This window comes from Helicobacter valdiviensis (genome assembly GCF_003245365.1).
Lineage (GTDB): Bacteria > Campylobacterota > Campylobacteria > Campylobacterales > Helicobacteraceae > Helicobacter_D > Helicobacter_D valdiviensis.
This window is the reverse complement of sequence record NZ_NBIU01000021.1, coordinates 1-20,294: the sequence shown is the minus strand read 5'-3', so window position 1 is coordinate 20,294 and position 20,294 is coordinate 1. Positions and strand designations below refer to the sequence as shown.

Sequence of the window (20,294 nt, the reverse complement as noted above, 5' to 3'; positions counted from 1 at the left end):
TAATGATTTTAAGTCTTTATAGTTACAAGGTGTTGCAATGGCTTTATATGACAGTATCTTGAGTATTTTGATACTAAGATTTTAGCAATTCTTTAAAAATATTTGTAGTCATATAAAGAAAAATATCACTGCAATTAAGCATAGCAGAGTGTAGTATCTAAAAGGAAATGATTAAGATTTTATAGTGTAAGGGAGGAGTTTTGCGATAAACTTAAGAGCAAAAGCCCTGCAATAAGGCTATCTAATCGCTCTAATTGCATTGAATAGGGCAAGCAATGCTACGCCAACATCGCCAAAAAGTGCTACCCAAAGATTTGTTAATCCAAAGGCACCTAAAATCATAATTAACACCTTAACTCCTAGTGCAAAAATGATATTTTGCCAAAGAATTTTTCTTGTTTTTTTTGCAATGCTTAGGGCTTTTGGAATCTTGTTCAACTCATCGTTTAAAATCACAATATCAGCCCCCTCTAATGCCACATCGCTACCCATTTTACCCATAGCAATCCCAATATCACAAAGTGCCAAAGAGGGTGCATCATTGATACCATCTCCTACAAAAATAACTTTCTTGCCTCTTTGCCTTTCTTTGTGAAGAATGGCTTCTAGCTTTTCTGCTTTATCTTTGGGTAAAAGATCGGAATAATATTCAGTAATACCGATGTTTTTGGCAACTTCCTCTACGACACTTTGTTTATCTCCACTAAGAATGAGAAGATTTGAAATTCCTTCTTTTTTGATTTTTAAAATAGCTTCTTTGGCTTCTTGCTTAATAGCATCACTAAGGAGGATAGAGCCACAGAGTTTATTATCATAACTAATAAAAATCTGTGCTTTTTTGTGGTTATCTTCTTGCAAGTTTATATTGCATATTTTGCTGATAAAGCGTGCGTTTCCTAGAGCGATTTGCTTATTTTCTAATAAGGCACTTATTCCATTGCCTGCAATCTCTTTAATAGAACTTAAATCTTGCTTGAATTCAAGATAAGGAAGATGGGAAGAGTTAATTGCTTTAGCAATAGGGTGATTTGAGTTTTGTTCTAGTAGTTTTGCTATCCCTAGTATAAAGTCTTTGTTAAAATCATTGTAGGTAATGATATCTTCTATGATGAGTTCCCCTTTTGTAAGAGTTCCTGTTTTATCAAAAACGATTGCATTTGCATAAAAAAGAGATTCTAGATAACTTGAACCTTTGATTAAAATCCCTTCTTTGCTTGCCTTGCCAAGTGAAGCAAAAAAGGTTAAAGGAATAGAAACTACAAGAGCACAAGGACAAGAAACGACAAGAAAGATAATTCCTCTATAAAGCCAAGTATTAAAACTTTCCTTAAATCCCTCTATGAAACTATTAGGGTGGATAATTCCAAAATAAAGAGTAGGAAAGATAATAATGCTAAGTGCAAGCAGTGTAACACAAGGCGTGTAATATCTAGCAAATTTAGTGATAAATTCTTCGCTTTTGCTTTTTTTGCTACTACCTTCTTCTATAAGTTTGATGATTTTAGAAAAAGCCGAATCTTCATAGCTTTTAGTGGCTTTTAAGTGGAGCGTGCCATCAAGATTGATACCGCCTGAGAGAAGAGAATCACCCTCTTTTACGCTTTTAGGGAGAGATTCACCATTGAGTGCGGAATTATCAATGCTGCTTTCACCCTTTATAATAACTCCATCTGCTGGGATTCTATCTCCTGCATAAAGCACGATAATATCATCTTCTTTTATATCTTTTGGATCTTTGGTGGATATTTCTCCATTGTATAGAATTTTTGCATTTTCTATTTTTAAGGAAGCAAGATTTGCAATGGAGGCTTTAGATTTTTCTACGATTTTACCCTCTAATGCTTCACCTACGCGATAAAAAAATAAAATAGCAACCGCTTCAGCACCATCTCCAATAAACCAAGCTCCAAGACTAGCTAGTGCCATTAGGCTATTTTCATTAAAAAATTCACGCCTAATTAATCCTAAAAATGCTTCTTTTAAAATGCCAAATCCTAAAATAACATAGCAAAAAATATATAAATATTCTAAAAAGTTTAATGTTAAAGGTAGGATTTTAAAATCAACCCCTAGTGTAAATAGATAAAGCAAAATCCCAAAATAAAGTAAAAGTTTTTGAAATGCAAAAGCCTGGCTTGTTTTTGAGCTTTTGCAAGCACCCTCACAACAACAATTTCCCATAAGTAATCCTTTAAATTTCTATTAGATGTTCTAAACCTAATTCAATAATTTTTTCAATATGTTCATCATCTAGCTCATAAAATACTTCCTTTCCTTGTTTTTGGTATTTTACAAGTCTTGCTTGACGCAAAATTCTTAATTGATGCGAAACAGCAGAAGGCGAGAGATTAAGGCTAGAAGAAATCTCGCTTACGCAAAATTTACCTCTTTGCAGAAGGCTTAAAATTAAAATTCTAGAAGAATCGCCAAAGATTTTAAAAAACTCGGCTAACTCATAGAGTAATTCCTCTTTGGGCAAATTTTGAAGAGCATTTTTTAAGTTTTCCTCTCTTTTAGTGCAAGAATCGCAAGTTTCCATATTGTTGCCTTTTTGATTTTTTTAGGTTTAAATTCTATATATGAATATATGTTCATATAATTATATATAATTCCATAAAAGAAAGTCAAGAAGTATGGTAGGGATTTTGTGCGTTTTATAGAGAATATTATAAGAATTGTTTTTGAGTAAAATTTTTGAAAAATGTGGCAATTTAGTGTGTTTGGGGAATGATAGAGTTTTATGCAATTTTGAATTTGGGTGTTAAATTGAGTAAAAAGAAAGATGATTTTAAAAATTAAACAAACTTGTAGGGGATTAAAAAATATAAGGATGCTGTTGGAGAATTTTTTAAGTTTATGCTTTGTGGTTTCAAAAGGTTACAATAAAATCCAATGAAAAAATATTTATAATCTATAAAATAAGCTTTAAAAAATTAAAGTAATTTTAGGTATTTAGCTCTTCTTTAGTAAATATAGACAAAATTCCTTTAAAAACTCTTGCAAAACTAAAGAACATTAAAGTAATTTTTTTTTACAATTAGCCATTTTGTTTTTGAAAATAACCTTTTATGTTATGAAATTTAAGAAGCACAAAGGAGATAGAATGAAAAAGATGCTTTTATCTTTAGCATTAGTGTGTGGCGTTATGGCAAATGCAGAAGATGTAAAAATAGGTGTAGTTTTGCCTATGAGTGGTGCAGTAGGTGGTTTTGGTGAGCTTGGAAAAAGAGGGATTGATTTGGCTTATGAAGCTAAAAGCACCACTAAAAATGGAGATAAAATCCAAATCATTCTTGTAGATAATAAAAGCGATAAAATTGAATCTGCAAATGCTATGCAAAAGCTAGTTTCTAGTGATAAAGTTAGTGTGGTAATTGGTCCTATGATTTCTACCAATGCACTTGCAATGACAAAGATTGCAGATGATAATAAAACTCCATTAATCTCCCCAGTAGCGACAAATGATAGAGTAACAAAAGGGAAGAAATATGTTTCAAGAATTTCTTTTGCGGATAGTTTTCAAGGAATTATTGCGGCAAATTTAGCAATTAAAGATTTAGGAGCTAAAAAAGTTGCTATTTTATTTGACAATAGCAGTGATTATTCTATCGGACTTGCAAAAGCTTTTAGAAGACAGATTAAAAAGCTTGGTGGAGAAGTTGTGATTGAAACAAATGCGCAAGCTGGAACCCATGATTTTAAAGCGCAACTTTCAAGCATTAAAGCAAAAAATCCAGATGCACTTTATTTGCCTATTTATTATACAGAGGGTGCTTTGATTGCTTCTCAAGCACAACAGCTAGGTTTAAAGGTGCCAACTATTGGTGGAGATGGATTAACTTCTAATAAAATTTTCTTTGAAATTGCAAAAGAAGCAGGTGAAGGCTATATGGTAACAGATTATTACTCCACAAGTAGTAAGCAAACAGCAGAAGGAGAGAAGTTTATCAAGGCTTATCAAGATAAATATAAAGAAGAAGTAAGCACTTTTAGTGCAATGCTAGCAGATGCTTATGGTGTAGCAGTGCAGGCAATTGAACAATGTGGCGCTAAAGATAAAGAGTGTATCAATGACAAAATTAGAAATGTAAAAGATTATGAGGGAATTAGTGGTAAATTCTCTTTAAATAATGGTGAAGCAATTAGAAGTGCCGTTATTAATGAAGTTAAAAATGGAAAATTGGTGTATAAAACCACCATTGAACCTTAATTAGGGTAGGATATTGGATAGTTTAACTTTCTTTCAACAGTGTATTAATGGTTTGAGTTTGGGCAGTATGTATGCCCTTATTGCAATTGGCTATACAATGGTGTATGGTTGTTTGCGTCTTATTAATTTTGCCCATGCTGATATTATGATGGTGGGAGCTTTCTTTAGCTTTTTTGGAATGAGTTCTTTTGGGCTACCTTTTTATGCTTCTGCAGCATTGGCAATTCTTTTTTGTATGCTCTTAGGTATGGGGATTGATAAGGTTGCTTATATGCCTTTGCGAAGTGCCCCTAGAATTTCTATGCTAATTACTGCAATTGGTGTAAGCTTCTTTTTAGAAAATCTTTTTAGCGTTGTTTTTGGTTCTTCGCCTACTGCTTATGAGGCACCTGCATTTTTTTCACAAAACATTCAATTTCTTGGATTGAATTTTATGAGTATCACGATTATTATTCCTATTGTAACACTTGTTTTGCTTGTGGTGCTTTTGCAATTTCTTTATAAAACTAAGCAAGGTATGGCAATTAGAGCTACAGCATTTGATATTAATACAGTGCGTCTTATGGGGATTAATGTAAATAATATTATTGCGCTTGTTTTTGCTATAGGGAGTATTTTGGCAGGAATTGGTGGTATTTTTTATGCTATTTCTTATCCTACCATTACACCTTTAATGGGTGTTTTGATTGGATTAAAAGCATTTGCTGCTGCAGTTTTAGGTGGTATTGGAAGTGTAGGAGGTGCAGTTTTAGGCGGCTTTATTTTAGGCTTTACAGAAATTATGGTAGTTGCATTTTTTCCAGAATTTAGTGGATACAAAGATGCCTTTGCGTTTTTATTTTTAATACTTGTATTACTTTTCCGCCCAGTTGGTATTATGGGTGATTGGCGTTTAGAAAAAAGTAGATTTTAAGGGAAGTGTATGGGAAAATTACAGAAATTTTATCAACCAAATTCTATGGGTTCTACCCTAAGTCTTCATCTTTTTATCTATTTTTGTATGGTTATATTTTTATTTGCATCGCAGACTTTTTTCAATGATTATTCTTTAAGAATTCTTAATACTATTCTTATTTTTGTTATCTTGGCTGTGAGTTATAATCTTATCAATGGAGTTACTGGACAACTTTCTTTGGAGCCTAATGGATTTGTGGCAGTAGGTGCTTATGTTACAGCACTTATGTTGCTTGGAGAGGATTTAAAATGGGATATGTTCCAAGAAGCTGATCCGCATCCATTAGTGCTTATGATGAGTTCAGAATTACTTCCTGCCTTGCTTCTTAGTGGAGGTGTTGCTGCACTTTTGGCGGTATTATTGTCTTTTCCAGTATTTAGAGTAAGGGGAGATTATTTAGCAATTGTAACCCTTGGATTTGGATTTATTATTAAAATCTTAGCAACTAATAGCCCAGAATTTACAAATGGTGCAATTGGATTAAATGATATACCCAATAATCAAGATAGTATTGTGCAAGGGATTGAGGGCTTTTTGCTTTCTTTGACGCAAGAGGGTTCTATTTTGCCAGAGTTTTTAAAACCTGCTGTGGCATATATCTATGAACATTCTTTTAGCAATGGAGCTAATATTACAGTATTGTTTTGGAGTGGGATTTTAGCGGCTGTTTCTGTGATTTTGATTTTACAGATTGTTTATTCTAAATATGGGCGTGCTATGAAAGCTGTAAGAGATGATGAAGATGCAGCGATTGCTATGGGGATAAACACTCTTAAAATCAAAACCTTTGCATTTTCTACAAGTGCCTTTTTAGAGGGTGTAGGTGGGGGATTAATGGCAGTTATGCTAACTACTATTGATCCTAAAATTTTTGGTTTTGAGCTTACATTCCAGCTTCTTATTATTATTGTTTTAGGTGGGCTTGGTAGCACAAGTGGAGCGATTATTGGTGCGATTTTAGTAGTAGGTGGTGGAGAATGGCTTAGATTTTTAGATCAGCCTTTAGTATTTTTTGGAGAAGATTTTGGTTCTTATCCGGGCTTAAGAATGGTGTTCTTTTCTGTGATTTTAGTGGTGATTATGCTTTTTGCACGCGAGGGAATTATGGGCAAAAAAGAAATTTGGGATTTAAATCCTACAAAAAGATTTTCTTTTTTAAAAAGGAGTAGAGCATGACTCCTTTATTACAGCTAGAAGATGTAAGTATTCAATTTGGTGGCTTAAAAGCGATTGATGGAGTGAGTTTTTCTATTAAAGAAAATGAAATATTTGGACTTATTGGGCCTAATGGAGCAGGAAAAACAACAATGTTTAATATCATTACTGCAAACTATAAGCCCACAAGTGGAAAAGTTACTTTTATGGGTAAAAATATTTCAAAATATAAGCCTAATACCATTGTAAATTTAGGAATTGCAAGGACATTTCAAAATATTAGACTTTTTTCCTCTATGAGTGTTTTAGAAAATGTATTGATTGGTTTTCATAATGAAGCTAGATATACTTTTTTTGAGGCTGTTTTTAGGGTGGGGAGATTTTTTAAAGAGGAAAAAAGAATTAAGCAAAGGGCAATAGAGCTTTTGGAGTATTTGGGTTTGCAAGATTCTATTTATCTACCAGCAGATTCTCTAAGCTATGGGAATAGTCGTAAAGTAGAGATTGCAAGAGCATTGGCAACCAATCCAAAATTACTTTTGTTAGATGAGCCTGCAGCAGGTATGAATCCAAAAGAAACTGAAGAACTTTGTGAATTAATTTTTAAAATGAAAAAAGACTTTAATTTGAGCGTAATGTTAATTGAACATGATATGCCTTTTGTGAATAAGTTGTGTAGTGAAGTTTTGGTATTAGATTATGGCAAAAAACTCTTTAGTGGAAAACCACAAGATGCTATCAATAATAAAGAAGTAATAGCTGCTTATTTAGGAGATTATTATGTTGAGAATTGAAAATCTTGAAGTGCATTATGGACTTATTGCGGGTTTAAAAGGGATAGATTTTCATATTGAAGAGCATGAGATTATTACTTTGATTGGTAGTAATGGAGCAGGTAAGACTTCTACTTTAAATGGAATTGTCCACAGTGTAAAAACTAAAGGCAAAGTGCGTTTTTTTGGTGCAAATATTTCTAATGTGCCTACACATAAGATTATTCAAAGAGGCATAGCGCTTGTGCCAGAAGGTAGGAGGGTTTTTACAAATTTAAGTGTAGATGAAAACTTACGCATGGGTGCATACAATAATGATGAAAACTTTGAAGTTATGCAAGAAAAAATGTATCGCCTTTTCCCACGATTAAAAGAACGCTATAAACAAATGGCAGGAACGATGAGTGGCGGAGAGCAACAAATGCTTGCAATTGCTAGAGCATTAATGAGTGAGCCAAAACTTTTAATGTTAGATGAGCCAAGTTTGGGCTTAGCTCCCAAAGTTGTTGGTGAGCTTTTTGAGATTATTACAAATTTAAAAGAAAATGGAATTACAGTGCTTTTGGTAGAACAAAATGCATTTGCAGCCTTAAAGATTGCTAATAGAGCTTATGTTTTGGAAAATGGAAAAATTGTATTGCATGATAATGCCCAAAATCTTCTAAAAGATCCAGAGATTAAAAAGCGTTATTTGGGCGGTTAAATATCAAAATTATTCTTTATTGGGCAAAATAGAGATTTTAGAGGCGATTTGTATTTTAAGAAAATATTTGTTAAAATCAATAGTTTAACAATATTAATTTTTGGAGTAAAAGCAAAATGAGCTTGAAAGTAAATAAAATAGATAGTGCCAATGCAAGTGCAGAGGCAAAAATCCCACAAGAGCTACTAGAGAAAAAGCTAGAAGTTGCTGCAAAATCTGCTAGTAAAAATTTAAAAATTGATGGTTTTCGTAAAGGACATGTTCCAGTAGCAGTGGTAAAAGCTCGTTATGGAGAGAGATTAGAAGAGGATGCACAAAGAGCATGTGTGCAAGATTTGCTAAAAGATATTTTAAAGGAATTGAACTTAGAGCCAAGTGCTTTAATTGGCGATCCTAGAATTACAAAATTTGACAAAAAAGAAGATGGAATTGAATTAACCATTGAGCTTAGCTTAACGCCTAGTATTGAGCTTGGTGATTTAGACAAATGTGTGCCAGAAGTGAAAATTCCAGAAGTTACAGAAGAAGATATTTCTAAAAGATTAGAAGATATTGCAAGTGCAAGAGCTCCTTTAGTGGGTATTAAAGATGCAAGACGCAAATTAAAAGAAGGTGAATTTGCTAAAATTGACTTTGAAGGCTTTGTGGATGGAGAAGCGTTTGAAGGTGGAAAGGCAGAGGGTTATCTTTTGCAAATCGGTAGCAAGTCTTTTATAGAGGGCTTTGAAGATCAACTTATCGGTATGAAAGTGGATGAAGAAAAGGAAATTAATGTAACTTTTCCAGAAAATTATCAAGCTAAACATTTAGCAGGAAAACCTGCAGTATTTAAAGTAAAATTACATGAAATTCAGACAAAGGGTAAAATAGAAATTGATGATAATTTTGCAAAAACTCTTTTGCTAGAAGAAAAAGATGTAAGCGTAGAAACTTTGAAGGAAAAAATTAAAGAACAAATCCAAAGAGAGAAAAAGCAACATCTCTATAACACAGAGTTAAAAGAAAAACTAATCAATAATCTTGATTCAAGCATTAATTTTGACTTGCCAAAACTTATTGTAGAGCAAGAAATGGATTTGGTGTTTAGAAATACATTTATGGCTTTGAGTAAAGAAGAGCAAGAAAAATTAGCAAAAGATACAGAAGCATTAAAAGCTAAGCGTGAAGAGCAAAGAGAAAATGCACAAAAAAGTGTGAAAATTACATTTATTGTAGATGCAATTGCTAAAAAAGAGGGTATTAATATCCCAGATAATGAAGTGATTAATACTATTTATTATGAAGCAATGGCTATGGGTCAAGATCCAAAAGCAATGCTAGAATATTATAAAAACAATAATTTAATCCCAGCAGTAAAAATGGCAATGCTAGAAGATAGAATTCTTACTAATTTACTGGATAAGTTGGCAAAATGAGTTATTATGTTCCTGTAGTCATTGAAAAAACAGGGCGTGGAGAGCGGAGCTATGATATTTACTCACGCCTTTTAAAAGACAGAATTGTTATGTTGAGTGGAGAAATTAACGATGTAGTAGCTTCTTCCATTGTAGCACAATTACTTTTTTTGGAGGCAGAAGATCCGCAAAAAGACATTTATCTTTATATTAATTCTCCAGGTGGCGTGATTACGAGTGGATTTAGTATTTATGATACGATGAATTATATTAAGCCTGATATTTGCACGATTTGTATAGGGCAAGCAGCTTCTATGGGTGCATTCTTGCTAAGTTGTGGCACAAAAGGAAAAAGATATTCTTTGCCGCATTCAAGAATTATGATACACCAGCCATTAGGTGGTGCTAGAGGACAAGCGAGTGATATTGAAATTCAAGCAAAAGAGATTTTAAGAATGCGTGAGATTCTTAATAAGATTTTGAGCGATAATACTAAGCAACCTTTAGAGAAAATTGCAACAGATACAGATAGAGATTTCTTTATGGATGCACAAGAGGCTAAGGCTTATGGGCTTATTGATAATGTGCTTACAAAGAGCTTAAAATAATTTTTGGGGTTTTAAAATGGCAAATGATTTTGGTTCTTTTTCGGAGTTAGAAAGTTTTCAAACAGGGGGACTTGAAAGCAACGATGATGCCCTAGATTTTGAAAAATCTTTGCCATCTTTTGGTTCGTTTGAAGAGGCTGAAACTAATGATTTTGATATGGATATGTCACATCAAACAACCCAAAATCCTTCTTCAGTAAAAGATATACAAGGCTATGCGCAAGAAGTTTTAAATACGATGGTGCAAAGTGGTATTCCTCCTACCCCTGCAAATTATAGAATTTATTTTGAAAAAATGCTTGATGGAAATTCTAAGGAGATTCAAGAAGAGGCTTGCGAAATTTTAGATAAAGAACAAACAAATATCAAAAAGCAAATTTCTCTTGAAACTAAAGTTTTACAAAATAATCAAGCAGTTTCTAACACTTTAAAAACAGTAGCTTCTTTGTATAAGAATTTAACCTTATTGCAAAGTGTTTTGCAAAAGAGAATCAAAGAAACAAATTCTGTGCAGAATGCAAATATTTTGCAAAATCTTATTATTGTATTTGAGCAAGAATTGCAAAAGATTTCTAAAGTGATTGAGGGGCAGATTGTAGAAACTAAAGAGTGCTATGAGCATTGTTTGACACTTGTGCATAGTATCGAGGAAGAGGCGATTTTTAATCTTGTGTATAGCGTGTTTAATTTGCGTTATTTACAGAGCAAAATGACTTACGAACTAGAAGAAATGAAAAAAATAAAATATAAGTCTTCTTTGGTTTTGATTAAAACATCCAAGACACTTGATGAAGTTACTAAACAGCAAAAAAATCATATCCTTATTAATAAAGGGGTTGCTAGAATTCTTAAAAAAGTTACTACAAGAGTAGATGTGATTGCATATTGCGAGGGTGGAATTTTTGCAGTGCTTTTAAGTCATAGTGATAAAGAAAGTGCAAAACGCTTTGCAAATAAAATTTCTGAGATGGTAGGGCAAACAAGTGTTTTTTTAGGAGAAGAAGAAGTAATGCTTGGTATTAATTGTGGAATTTTAGAGTTGAATTCTACACTTAATTTTAAAGATGCTATGAAAAATGTTAATGAAGCACTCAAAAAAGCAAATCAAAACAATGCTTCTTATGTGTGCTATGGAGAAAAATAATGTTAGAGATTATTACTTATCCAAATCCACTTTTGCGACAGGTTTCTAATAAAGTTGAGAAATTTGATGAGGAGCTTCATAAGCTTTTAGATGATATGTATGAGGCAATGCTTTCAAAAAATGGTGTTGGGATTTCAGCAATTCAGGTTGCAAAGCCTATTAGAGCTTTACTTATTTGTATTCCAGATGATGAGGGCAATCAAAATAAAGAAGATTTATTAGAAGTGATTAACCCAGAAATTTTGCATAAAGAGGGTGAGATTTCTTTTAGTGAGGGTTGTTTGTCAGTTCCAGAATTTTATGAGGATGTAAAACGCTTTAAAAAAGTTACCATTCGCTATCAAAATCGTTATGGAGAGTTGCAAGAAATAGAAGCAGAAGATTATCTAGCAGTAGCTTTCCAGCATGAAATTGATCATTTAAATGGTATTTTGTTTGTGGATAAGCTACCCATTTTGAAACGCAAAAAGTTTGAAAAAGAGCTAAAAAGAAAAAAGAAGCTTTAAGCTTATCATGCAAAGAAATCTATATTGTGCCACAATGGATGGCATAGAAGCTAAGGTCGTAGAAGTAGAAGTAAGTTTTACTAGGACACTCCCTGCTTTTCAGATTACAGGCTTAGCAGGAAATGCAATTCAAGAAGCTAAGCAAAGGGTGCAATCCTCGCTTTTAATCAATGGTTTTAAATTTCCCCCGCTTAAAATTACTCTTAATCTTTCTCCAGCAGATTTGCCTAAACAAGGAAGTTTTTATGATTTACCTATTGCTCTTGCAATTGTTATGGGTGAAGATAAAGAAACACAGGCAAAGGCAAGCTTAGAGAATGAAGGAAAAGAAGAGCAAAATCCAATACAAGATGAGGAAGGACAATGGTTTGCTTTTGGTGAGTTAGGGCTAGATGGCAGGGTGAAGAATACAAACTCTATCTATCCTCTTATTCTTTCCTTATTAAGCAAAACACAATTTCAAGAAGCCTTTTTCTTGTTGCCTAAAGAAGCTAAAGATTTTTATTCTAAAATTCCACAATTAAAGGCATATTATATAGATACACTAAAAGAGGGCGTGGATATTTTAAAAGATACTAATAAAATGGATTTGGAGAAGTCAAGCCCATTGGAGTTTGAAAATTTTGAGATTTTGGGAGAGAAATTTTACTATTCTTGCAAATTTCCTTTAGATTTTAGTGATGTTATAGGGCAAGAGAGGGCAAAGAGAGCAGCACTCATTAGTGCAAGTGGATTTCATAATATTTTATATGAAGGGAGTGCAGGGAGCGGTAAGAGTATGATTGCAAAAAGAATCCCTTTTATTTTGCCTCCCTTAAAATTAGAAGAAATTTTGCAAATTGCCTCTCATACACTTAAACTTTCTCCTTATCGTCCTTTTAAAAGTCCGCATAATAGTGCCACTAAAGCAGCAATTTTAGGAAGTGCAATTGCAAATTCTATTAAATTTGGAGAAATTGCACAAGCTCATCTTGGAGTATTGTTTTTTGATGAATTACCCCATTTCCCTAAAAGTATTTTAGAATCTTTAAGAGAGCCTTTACAAAATTATGAGTTTTGTATTTCCAGACTCCATGCAAAAGTTGTCTGTCAAACTAATTTTATGTTTATAGGAGCGATGAATCCTTGTCCTTGTGGGAATCTGTTAAATCCTAAAAAGTCTTGTAGATGCACAGATAGGGAGATTAGTAGCTATAAAAATAAAATTTCAGAACCTTTTTGGGATAGAATGGATTTGGTGGTGCAAATGCAAGAAGGGGATACAAGCAAAGCAAAAATGGATTCTAAAAGTATGCAAGATTTTGTTATCAAGGCTTTTAAAATGCAAAAGCAAAGAGGGCAGAACTGTTTTAATTCTAGGCTTGAGGGTGAGGAGTTGGAACAATTTTGTATATTAGATACAGAAGCTAAAAAGGCATTTGCACTAGCACAAGAGCGTTTTTCTCTTTCTTTAAGAAGTAAAGCAAAAGTCTTGCGTGTTTCTAGGAGTATTGCGGATTTAGAAGGTAGTCAATTAATTAAAAAAGAACATTTGTTAGAAGCACTTAGTTTTCGTAAAATTGATTGAACTAGGAGGATAAAATTAGATAATTTTGTAAAAATTATCCAAACAATTTTTTTGTTCTTTTTAGGTTGTAAAGAATGATTTGTGAAAAATAGATAACTTTGCAACCCCTTTATCATAAAGGGTTTAAAGTCCTAAAACTTCTTTTAAAGATAAGAAGTAAAAGCTAAAAACTAATCTTTTAACCCCCTTATCCTCTTTATCTTCCAAAGACTAATTTTAATAGTTTTAAGCATAAGTTAAACTAATTTTGCTTTCAATGACTATCTGCTTTTAGCATTTTTAATACAGGTTCTTAGTAACTAGTATTAAAATAGCACATTATTTATAATTAATCCTCCTTAAAGCCTTTAAAAGATGATAAAACCGCTTAAAACATAGCAAAATTTTGTCATTTATTCTAAAGATTTTTTACTATGATTTATTTTTATATTTTTATTGTCATTGCGAGGCGAGGTAATCCATAAAAGCAATTAAGAGACTTAAGAATAGCTTTTTAGACTGCTGCTCTTTACTTTATTTCGTTTGCAATGATGAAATAAAAAACCATTGTAATCTATAAATATCATTGCAAAGCTTTGTAAGAGGCTATGATAATCTAATGCTATTGTAGAAGACTTTCTATCAAGTCATTGCAAACATAGTAAGGTAATCTAAAAAGAGTAACCAAAAACTCTAAGTATTTTCAATAGATTTGCACTGCAAAGCAACTCTTTAGGCTGCCACGAGCTATGCTCTTGTAGTGATAAAGCATTATTGCGTTTTTTTCTTTGTTATTACAAGAAGTTCTAGTAATGAAATATCCTAAAATATCCTAAGGTAATTTGATTGCCTTGCAAAACTGTGTTTTGTTTGTAATGGTGCTTTAGATAACTCTTTTGGATTGCCATAGATTTTTCAAATGCTTGTAGTCATAAAAGGGAGATTGTCATACTTTGTTTTACTTTGTTAGTAGCGATGAAGTATTGTGATAAAGCTCTCTTGTGGTATTTAAACAATCTAAGATTTGCCTCTAAGTGTTTTGTCTTGTAGCATTCTGCGGTGATGGAAGAAAGTCTCATTGTAAGCAAATATGTAATATTTGCGTAGTGATAAGAGGGATTTGGATTATGATTGCTATTGGCTTTATAATAAAAAGTCAAATAAGCTACTAGAGCATATTTATGGATAATGTATGTATGAGATTTTTGCAATGATAATGGAGGGCTTTTATGATAATAAGGGAATATTTGTAAGATAAAAAGGTTATAGTTTGTTGTTGAAACTATCGTGGTATATGGAATGTGGCATTGTTTGTTTGTAGTGATAGAGTTTTGTAACAATCATATTGTATTAAAGAAAACTATTGTAAATTTCTTGCTTTATTAGTATAGCTTTTTAGTGTTTCTTTGGGGATTGACAGATTTAATTTATAAAAAATGATAATGATTATTTATTTTTTATCTAATTTTAAACAAATAGTAAATAAAATCCAATCTCATTATCATTTTTAAAACAAAGGAAAAATTATGAAAATCTATCTTGGAGGAGCTTTAGCATTAGCTTTGTTGTATAGCTCTTCTTTAAATGCAGTAGAAACTTATAGTCTTGACACTTCTGTAGTGAGTGCTACAGGATTTGAACAAGATGTAAAAGATGCTCCAGCTTCTATTTCAGTAATCACAAAAGAAGAATTGCAATCGCGTCCTATCCGCGATATTGCAGATGCGATTAAAGATGTTCCAGGAGTTGATGTTAGTGTATCAAAGCTTGGAACTTATAGTTTTAATATTAGAGGTTTTGGTTCAGATTATGTGCTTGTGCTTGTAGATGGGAAAAGGCAAAATGCTACAAGAGGTTTTCAGGGAAATGGCTTTGGAGAGGCGACAAATGCTTATTTGCCTCCCGTTTCTATGATTGAACGCATTGAAGTTATTAAAGGTCCTGCTTCTACTCTTTATGGTGGGGATGCAGTGGGAGGAGTGATTAATATTATTACTAAAAAAAATCCCGATACATTTATGGGTTCTATTAGTCTTGATACACAAGCTCAACAGCATTTTAATAAATATGGACACAGTAGAGGGGTTAGTGGATATATAGCATTTCCTTTGGTTAAAGATACTCTATCGCTCTCTTTAAGAGGTTCTTTAAAACAAAGAGAAAAATCTAATCTTAAATGGCCTACACAAACAGACAAAAATAATCCAAACACCATTTATGCAAGCCATTCTCCAGGTGCATTTGATATGGGAAATATTGGAGCAAGACTAAATTGGACGCTAGATTCTCAAAATAATATCTATTTAGATGCGGAGCATTTTACACAAAAGACTGCTGTGAATAGCACATCAAGCAAAGCAGTATCTTCGCATAAAAAATTTAATAAAAATGGACTTATTTTAAACCATGATGGGTATTATGGCTTTGGGAGTGTTAATACTTACTTGCAAGCAAATTTAATCACAGAAGATGGAAGCAAAAGCACGGATTATACTACAGGGGTAACTACTCAAGGTGCTAAAATAAAAAGTGAGGTTTATATTGCTGAGAGCAAGGCAGTAATTCCTATAGATTTACAAAAATATGGTAGCGTATCTTTAAGTAGCGGTATCCAATATATGCATGAAAATTTTATAACTTTTGCAGATACTGCAGGAGCATTGAAGGGAAAAGATCAAGATCAAAACACCATAGCTCCTTATGTAGAAGCAGAATATTACATTACAGATGATCTTATTTTAACAGGAGGGATTCGCTACACTAAAAGTGATTTATTTAGTGGAGAGGTAATACCTAGAGGCTATTTAGTGTATCATTTAACAGATTTAATTACGCTAAAAGGTGGGGTCGCAAAAGGTTATAAAACTCCAGAAGCAAAAGTTTTAACAAGCGGAGAATATTCAGAAGGATATTATGGGAATCCTAATTTAAAACCAGAAACTAGCACAAACTATGAAATCGGTGCTATTTTTGAAATTCCTCAATATGGAAATTTTAGTCTTACAGCATTCCAGACAGATTTTAAAGATGAGCTATCAAGTGATTCTTATGAATTAAATGACAAGCTCCCTAATGGCATTACTTGCTCGGTTGTTGATGGGTGTTACTATGAGGTTAATAGAGGTAAAAATCAAGCTAAAGGGATAGAGTTTGCCACACAAACTAGAGTTTGGAATGGATTTAGTGCAAATGCAAGTTATACTTATATGGAAAAGCATTATAAAAGTGGTGAAACAAGAAATGTTTTTGGTGGCACAAGGGTGGAAAATATGCCACGCCATACAGCAATAATTAAGCTAAATTACACGCAAGGAAAATTTAGTTCCTTTTTGAAAGCAACAGGGCGTTATGATACTCTAGCAAAAAGTAAGGGGGGTGGAAATCGTGCAATTCCTGGACTTAACAAATATGATAACTTTTATATTTTTGATTTAGGATTTAGTTATAAAATGACAAAAAATTCGCAAGTAAATTTTGTTATCAATAATCTTTTAGATAAAGACTTCTTTGTGCCTTATGGATATGAAAATAAAGGTAAGATTGCTTATGCAAATCGCTATCAAGATTATACTGAAGGTAGAAGTTTTTGGCTTAATTATAAGCTAGATTTTTAATCTAATGTAAAACTTCACTCTAGCAAGGGGCTTTTAGATGTTAGATTTTTAAGTAATGAAGCCCCTAAATTTTATTTATTCTCCTTAGTTTTAGATATAGCTTAGGCTGTATCTAATTTATATTTATTTAATACAAAAGGTAAATTTATGGCAAAAAAATTCATAAGTAATAAAACTTGGATGCAAATCCATCTTTATGTGAGTTTGTTTTTTATTCCTATGGCTTTAATTTATGCAATCACAGGTGTAGGATATATTTTAGATTATCGTCAAAATTCAGGAGCAACAATCCATAAAATACAAATCCATCAAACCATTGCTAAAGGGAGTGAAAAAGAAGTGATTTTAAAAGCTTTGCAAGAGAATAATCTAAAAATCCCAAGCAATACAGAGGTGAGATTTTTTAAAGGAGCGCATTCTATGGGGACTTTAAAATATCAAGTATTGCTTAGTAAAGATAAGACGGGTGAGGGCTACACCCTAAGCACGATTGATCGCAATTTTTATGGCGTAATTTTACTTTTGCATAAAGCAGCTGGGAAGTATTATTTTGATGTGTTAGCCATTGGCTTTTCTGTGGCGTTAATCTTAATCTATCTTTCAGGGCTTTTTATCACAGCATTTTGCAAGAAAAATCAAAAAGGAGCGGTTTTGGCAACTTTGGCAGGTTTTATTGTTACAGGAGTTGTAATTTATTTTAGTATTTAGTTATAATATTTTTACTAATTAATTGCATTCTTAAGGACTTTAAATGTCAAAATTTATTAATCTTAATATAGATTTTGATAAAGAAATTGCCCCGCTTTTAAAGGAAGCCCACAAAGCAAGTTTTGATTATTCAAGTCATTTTGTGGGGTTTTTACTCTCAAGTGTTGCGGTGGTTATCATGGTTACTTTGATTGGCATTTTTGATGATGATTGGGATAGTAAAACACTTATTCAATTTGCCATTATTGCTATCATCATTATTGGAGTTGGCGTGGCTATTGACAAACGAAAAGATGATGAGAATCTCCTTAAATCTTATAGTTTAGATAAAATTTTAGAAAAGCTAAATTATACTTGGGGAGTTGATCTTATAAATGATGAATTAATACAAGAATCTAAGCTTTTTCCAACGTATGATTTCACAGAAAAAGATGATGAACTTATGGGCTGTGAAGATGGTTTTTCTATTGTTATTTCAGAACTAAGTTTGCTCTCTCGCGTATCTGCAAATCAAGGAAGCATTCATACTGATTTTAAAGGGTTAGTATTGCTCTATATCTTTGATAAGCCATTAATAGAAGCACAAATTTTACTAAAACCCAAAAAATTTCTTAATTTATTTACCACCCCTAAAGGCTTTCAAAAAATAGAGACAAAGCTAAATGTAATTAATAAAGTTTTTGAATTTTATACAAATGAGGAGCAAAAGGCACAAGAATTTTTAACACCCGCTTTTTTAGAAAAGCTCTCAAGTGTGCAAGAGCGTTTTAATTTTTCTAATCTTTCTTGTTGCATTAGCGGAAATTCTTGTATGATAGCCCTCCATACAAAACAAGATTTTTTCAAGCTTACTAGTTTTGAGTTAGAAGATTTTAAAAGACAATTTAATGTGCTTTTAAAAGAGCTACAAAACATCAGTGACTTTGGAAAAGAGCTTAAAGCTGCACTTAAAATATAAGGAAAAGTTTAATGCCAAAATTTATTAATCTTAATATAGATTTTGATAAAGAAATTGTCCCACTTTTAAAAGAAGTTAATAGGACAACTTCAAAATTTAGCAAAAAAGATATTAGGATATTTTTTATCTTTGTTGTTTGTAGTATTTTGGGGACTTTTCTTGCTTATTTAAGGCTTGTTAGCACACAAGGTAATATGCAAAATTTACTAGCTGCTGGGGTTGTTATTGTAATTTTTGGAGTTGGTTTATTATCAATGCGCAATAAAAAAATCGAGGATACTTATAAAGCTTATATTTTTGATAAATTACTAGATAAATTTAATCTTGAATATTTTAATTCTAGTAGCGAATATAGAATATTTAGCATAGATGATAACCTTTTTCCTATGTATGCTTATAAGCTTATAGATGATGGGTTTAGAGGATATGAGGAGGGCTTTTTTGTCTCAATTTTAGAATTATCTTTGCATAGTGTTCCTGTAAATACGCCTAATATAAAGTTTAAAGGAGTTCTTTTAGAATATAGGTTTGAAGATATAACACCACTTTTCAAATCAAAGTCATTTTGTGCTTAAAATCAAAGTGCTATTTTTTTTACTTTGATTTCTAACGCAAATTTTTTATTTTCTACTTTCAAAAGCCTTAATAATTTCATCGCTTAAATTATAAATATCTTCTAGTTTTTCTAAATTGTAATTTTGCCCATTTGGAAAGTTAATACTTTTCTTTGTAGCTGTGAAAAATAATCTACAAATCCATTTAGTGACTTTACCTTGATATAAAACTCCAAAATAGCTTAAAGTATCTTTGTATGATATATCATTTAAGTCAGCTTTAGCGCTTGCTAGAATGGACTTGATAATATAAAAACTTTGTAACTCTTCTTCAGTGGTAATAATTTCCTTTGCTTCTTCTTCTGGCGTTTCTACTTCATCATCATTAATGGCTTGAAGATTATTTTTTATGCTTGTAATTTTTTCATAAGCTAAGTCATTGATAATTTCTTTGAAGGATTTTGTAATATATCCCTTAAACTCTTCTAGCACGGTAGCAGTCATTCTTTTCTCTGTTAGTTGTTTGGCAAAAAAACTAGTAAATTCATCGCTAGGGTTTTCTATCTCACTTTTAAAAATCTCTTGAATGCCACGATAATATTTCTTTTTCATGGCAATATCTAAAATCTCATCTAAATTTAAATCCGCACATATAAATTGCTTTAAGTCGTTAATATCTCTTGGTTTAAGTTTTTCAAGATTAATAACCAAAAAAGGCACTTTATCCATTAGATTTTGCTGTTCAATATCTGTAAAAAATCTATATTCAATTCCATTTGTCAAGATAGCGAATTTAATACTAGAATCAGTATTAAAATATCTTATTAGCTGATTATTGTGATTATCCAAGTTTTCTGTGTGGTTCTTTGCCTCTATTAGAATAAAAGGCTTGCCATCTTTAAAAATTGCATAATCAACTTTCTCTCCCTTCTTAGTTCCTATGTCTGCTGTATATTCTGGTACTACTATGCTAGGATCAAAAACATCATAACCTAAAGTCTTCAAAAAAGGCATAATAAAAGTCATTTTGGTAGCTTCTTCTGTATTAACTAATGCTTTTCTTTCTGCAATAGTTTCTATAATTGCATTTAATTGATTTTCAAATTCCATTTTAACCTCGCTTTAACCTTAAAAATTAGGTAATTCTACAAAAAACTACTTTGTAATTTGGTTAAACTAAATTTTTCTATCCTTTCACTTTAAAAGCTTTTCTTGCAATTTGAAATTTTATGCTTTAATATTAAAAAGCATAAAGGAATATCCATGCAAAATACTATTCATTCTAAAATCACAAACAAGTCTTTTAAAACCACTCCCTTTTGTATGGAAGAGATTATAGAAAAGTTAAAAGATATTCTAGCAAGTGAGGGAGTAAAGAATCTAAGTGCTAAAGAAGTTGCAAAAGAGCTAGGAATAAATCCTGATACTTTTAATTCTATGAAGTTTAGAAACTCTATCCCCTATCC

Annotated in this window: 18 protein-coding genes and 1 pseudogene; 15 read left to right on the top strand and 4 right to left on the bottom strand. The window is 32.0% G+C overall.

Going from position 1 to position 20,294, the window contains the following annotated elements:
• Positions 1–237 precede the first annotated feature (237 nt).
• Both B6S12_RS07270 and B6S12_RS07265 read right to left on the bottom strand, forming a co-directional pair.
• A complete protein-coding gene (locus tag B6S12_RS07270) occupies positions 238–2,181 on the bottom strand; it encodes a heavy metal translocating P-type ATPase (protein WP_111230137.1) in 1,944 nt (647 codons plus the stop codon).
• 10 nt (positions 2,182–2,191) lie between these two features.
• Entirely contained in the window at positions 2,192–2,539 is a 348-nt protein-coding gene (locus tag B6S12_RS07265) for an ArsR/SmtB family transcription factor (protein ID WP_111230136.1), read from the bottom strand.
• A gap of 564 nt (positions 2,540–3,103) precedes the next feature.
• Here B6S12_RS07265 and B6S12_RS07260 point away from each other — a divergent pair.
• The 10 genes from B6S12_RS07260 to B6S12_RS07215 all read left to right on the top strand — a co-directional run bounded on the left by B6S12_RS07260 (position 3,104) and on the right by B6S12_RS07215 (position 13,015).
• Entirely contained in the window at positions 3,104–4,210 is a 1,107-nt protein-coding gene (locus tag B6S12_RS07260; RefSeq protein ID WP_111230135.1) for an ABC transporter substrate-binding protein, read from the top strand.
• 13 nt (positions 4,211–4,223) lie between these two features.
• On the top strand, positions 4,224–5,123 hold the full coding sequence (locus tag B6S12_RS07255; protein ID WP_111230134.1) for a branched-chain amino acid ABC transporter permease: 900 nt from the start codon (positions 4,224–4,226) through the stop codon (positions 5,121–5,123).
• Between the two features lie 87 nt (positions 5,124–5,210).
• Positions 5,211–6,341 carry a branched-chain amino acid ABC transporter permease gene (locus tag B6S12_RS07250; RefSeq protein WP_425454661.1) on the top strand — a complete coding sequence of 377 codons (1,131 nt, stop codon included), beginning with the start codon at positions 5,211–5,213 and terminating at the stop codon, positions 6,339–6,341.
• Positions 6,338–7,114, top strand: a complete 777-nt coding sequence (locus B6S12_RS07245; RefSeq protein ID WP_111230132.1) for an ABC transporter ATP-binding protein — start codon at positions 6,338–6,340, stop codon at positions 7,112–7,114. The genes B6S12_RS07250 and B6S12_RS07245 overlap by 4 nt, the downstream gene beginning before the upstream one ends.
• Positions 7,101–7,796 (top strand): ABC transporter ATP-binding protein, encoded by a 696-nt coding sequence (locus tag B6S12_RS07240; protein WP_111230131.1) that lies wholly within the window; start codon positions 7,101–7,103, stop codon positions 7,794–7,796. The genes B6S12_RS07245 and B6S12_RS07240 overlap by 14 nt, the downstream gene beginning before the upstream one ends.
• A 116-nt stretch (positions 7,797–7,912) precedes the next feature.
• Positions 7,913–9,211, top strand: coding sequence for a trigger factor (tig, locus tag B6S12_RS07235; RefSeq protein ID WP_111230130.1), 1,299 nt, complete (start codon positions 7,913–7,915; stop codon positions 9,209–9,211).
• Positions 9,208–9,798: an ATP-dependent Clp endopeptidase proteolytic subunit ClpP gene (gene clpP, locus B6S12_RS07230; RefSeq protein ID WP_111230129.1), complete on the top strand. Its 591-nt coding sequence runs from the start codon at positions 9,208–9,210 to the stop codon at positions 9,796–9,798. Before tig ends, clpP begins: the two co-directional genes overlap by 4 nt.
• Before the next feature lie 16 nt (positions 9,799–9,814).
• Entirely contained in the window at positions 9,815–10,942 is a 1,128-nt protein-coding gene (locus tag B6S12_RS07225) for a GGDEF domain-containing protein (RefSeq protein ID WP_111230128.1), read from the top strand.
• A complete protein-coding gene (def, locus tag B6S12_RS07220) occupies positions 10,942–11,448 on the top strand; it encodes a peptide deformylase (protein ID WP_111230127.1) in 507 nt (168 codons plus the stop codon). The genes B6S12_RS07225 and def overlap by 1 nt, the downstream gene beginning before the upstream one ends.
• Before the next feature lie 7 nt (positions 11,449–11,455).
• Positions 11,456–13,015, top strand: a complete 1,560-nt coding sequence (locus tag B6S12_RS07215; protein ID WP_111230126.1) for a YifB family Mg chelatase-like AAA ATPase — start codon at positions 11,456–11,458, stop codon at positions 13,013–13,015.
• 908 nt (positions 13,016–13,923) lie between these two features.
• On the opposite strand, the gene B6S12_RS11100 is transcribed toward B6S12_RS07215, so the two are convergent.
• Positions 13,924–14,205: a hypothetical protein gene (locus B6S12_RS11100; RefSeq protein WP_181450995.1), complete on the bottom strand. Its 282-nt coding sequence runs from the start codon at positions 14,203–14,205 to the stop codon at positions 13,924–13,926.
• A gap of 315 nt (positions 14,206–14,520) precedes the next feature.
• On the opposite strand from B6S12_RS11100, the gene B6S12_RS07210 reads away from it, so the two are divergent.
• The 4 genes from B6S12_RS07210 (at position 14,521) to B6S12_RS07195 (ending at position 18,849) form a co-directional block, all read left to right on the top strand.
• Positions 14,521–16,608 carry a TonB-dependent receptor domain-containing protein gene (locus tag B6S12_RS07210; RefSeq protein ID WP_111230125.1) on the top strand — a complete coding sequence of 696 codons (2,088 nt, stop codon included), beginning with the start codon at positions 14,521–14,523 and terminating at the stop codon, positions 16,606–16,608.
• Between the two features lie 147 nt (positions 16,609–16,755).
• The gene (locus B6S12_RS07205; RefSeq protein WP_111230124.1) at positions 16,756–17,316 is read left to right on the top strand and encodes a hypothetical protein; all 561 of its coding nucleotides are present in this window, start codon (positions 16,756–16,758) and stop codon (positions 17,314–17,316) included.
• A gap of 43 nt (positions 17,317–17,359) precedes the next feature.
• Positions 17,360–18,274 carry a DUF3137 domain-containing protein gene (locus tag B6S12_RS07200; RefSeq protein WP_111230123.1) on the top strand — a complete coding sequence of 305 codons (915 nt, stop codon included), beginning with the start codon at positions 17,360–17,362 and terminating at the stop codon, positions 18,272–18,274.
• Between the two features lie 11 nt (positions 18,275–18,285).
• Complete coding sequence (locus B6S12_RS07195) at positions 18,286–18,849, top strand: hypothetical protein (protein ID WP_111230122.1); 564 nt, start codon at positions 18,286–18,288, stop codon at positions 18,847–18,849.
• A gap of 45 nt (positions 18,850–18,894) precedes the next feature.
• On the opposite strand, the gene B6S12_RS07190 is transcribed toward B6S12_RS07195, so the two are convergent.
• On the bottom strand, positions 18,895–19,938 hold the full coding sequence (locus tag B6S12_RS07190) for a type I restriction endonuclease (RefSeq protein WP_111230121.1): 1,044 nt from the start codon (positions 19,936–19,938) through the stop codon (positions 18,895–18,897).
• A gap of 213 nt (positions 19,939–20,151) precedes the next feature.
• Here B6S12_RS07190 and B6S12_RS07185 point away from each other — a divergent pair.
• Positions 20,152–20,294: pseudogene (locus B6S12_RS07185) on the top strand (S24 family peptidase); the annotation flags it as partial.

Coding starts and splice junctions, on each gene's coding strand:
- B6S12_RS07270 (WP_111230137.1), bottom strand. CDS start 2,181: ATGGGAAATTGTTGTTGTGAGGGTGCTTGCAAAAGCTCAAAAACAAGC.
- clpP (WP_111230129.1), top strand. CDS start 9,208: ATGAGTTATTATGTTCCTGTAGTCATTGAAAAAACAGGGCGTGGAGAG.
- tig (WP_111230130.1), top strand. CDS start 7,913: ATGAGCTTGAAAGTAAATAAAATAGATAGTGCCAATGCAAGTGCAGAG.
- B6S12_RS07265 (WP_111230136.1), bottom strand. CDS start 2,539: ATGGAAACTTGCGATTCTTGCACTAAAAGAGAGGAAAACTTAAAAAAT.
- B6S12_RS07260 (WP_111230135.1), top strand. CDS start 3,104: ATGAAAAAGATGCTTTTATCTTTAGCATTAGTGTGTGGCGTTATGGCA.
- B6S12_RS07210 (WP_111230125.1), top strand. CDS start 14,521: ATGAAAATCTATCTTGGAGGAGCTTTAGCATTAGCTTTGTTGTATAGC.
- B6S12_RS07240 (WP_111230131.1), top strand. CDS start 7,101: ATGTTGAGAATTGAAAATCTTGAAGTGCATTATGGACTTATTGCGGGT.
- B6S12_RS07200 (WP_111230123.1), top strand. CDS start 17,360: ATGTCAAAATTTATTAATCTTAATATAGATTTTGATAAAGAAATTGCC.
- B6S12_RS07190 (WP_111230121.1), bottom strand. CDS start 19,938: ATGGAATTTGAAAATCAATTAAATGCAATTATAGAAACTATTGCAGAA.
- B6S12_RS07250 (WP_425454661.1), top strand. CDS start 5,211: ATGGTTATATTTTTATTTGCATCGCAGACTTTTTTCAATGATTATTCT.
- B6S12_RS07225 (WP_111230128.1), top strand. CDS start 9,815: ATGGCAAATGATTTTGGTTCTTTTTCGGAGTTAGAAAGTTTTCAAACA.
- B6S12_RS07245 (WP_111230132.1), top strand. CDS start 6,338: ATGACTCCTTTATTACAGCTAGAAGATGTAAGTATTCAATTTGGTGGC.
- B6S12_RS07215 (WP_111230126.1), top strand. CDS start 11,456: ATGCAAAGAAATCTATATTGTGCCACAATGGATGGCATAGAAGCTAAG.
- B6S12_RS07205 (WP_111230124.1), top strand. CDS start 16,756: ATGGCAAAAAAATTCATAAGTAATAAAACTTGGATGCAAATCCATCTT.
- def (WP_111230127.1), top strand. CDS start 10,942: ATGTTAGAGATTATTACTTATCCAAATCCACTTTTGCGACAGGTTTCT.
- B6S12_RS07195 (WP_111230122.1), top strand. CDS start 18,286: ATGCCAAAATTTATTAATCTTAATATAGATTTTGATAAAGAAATTGTC.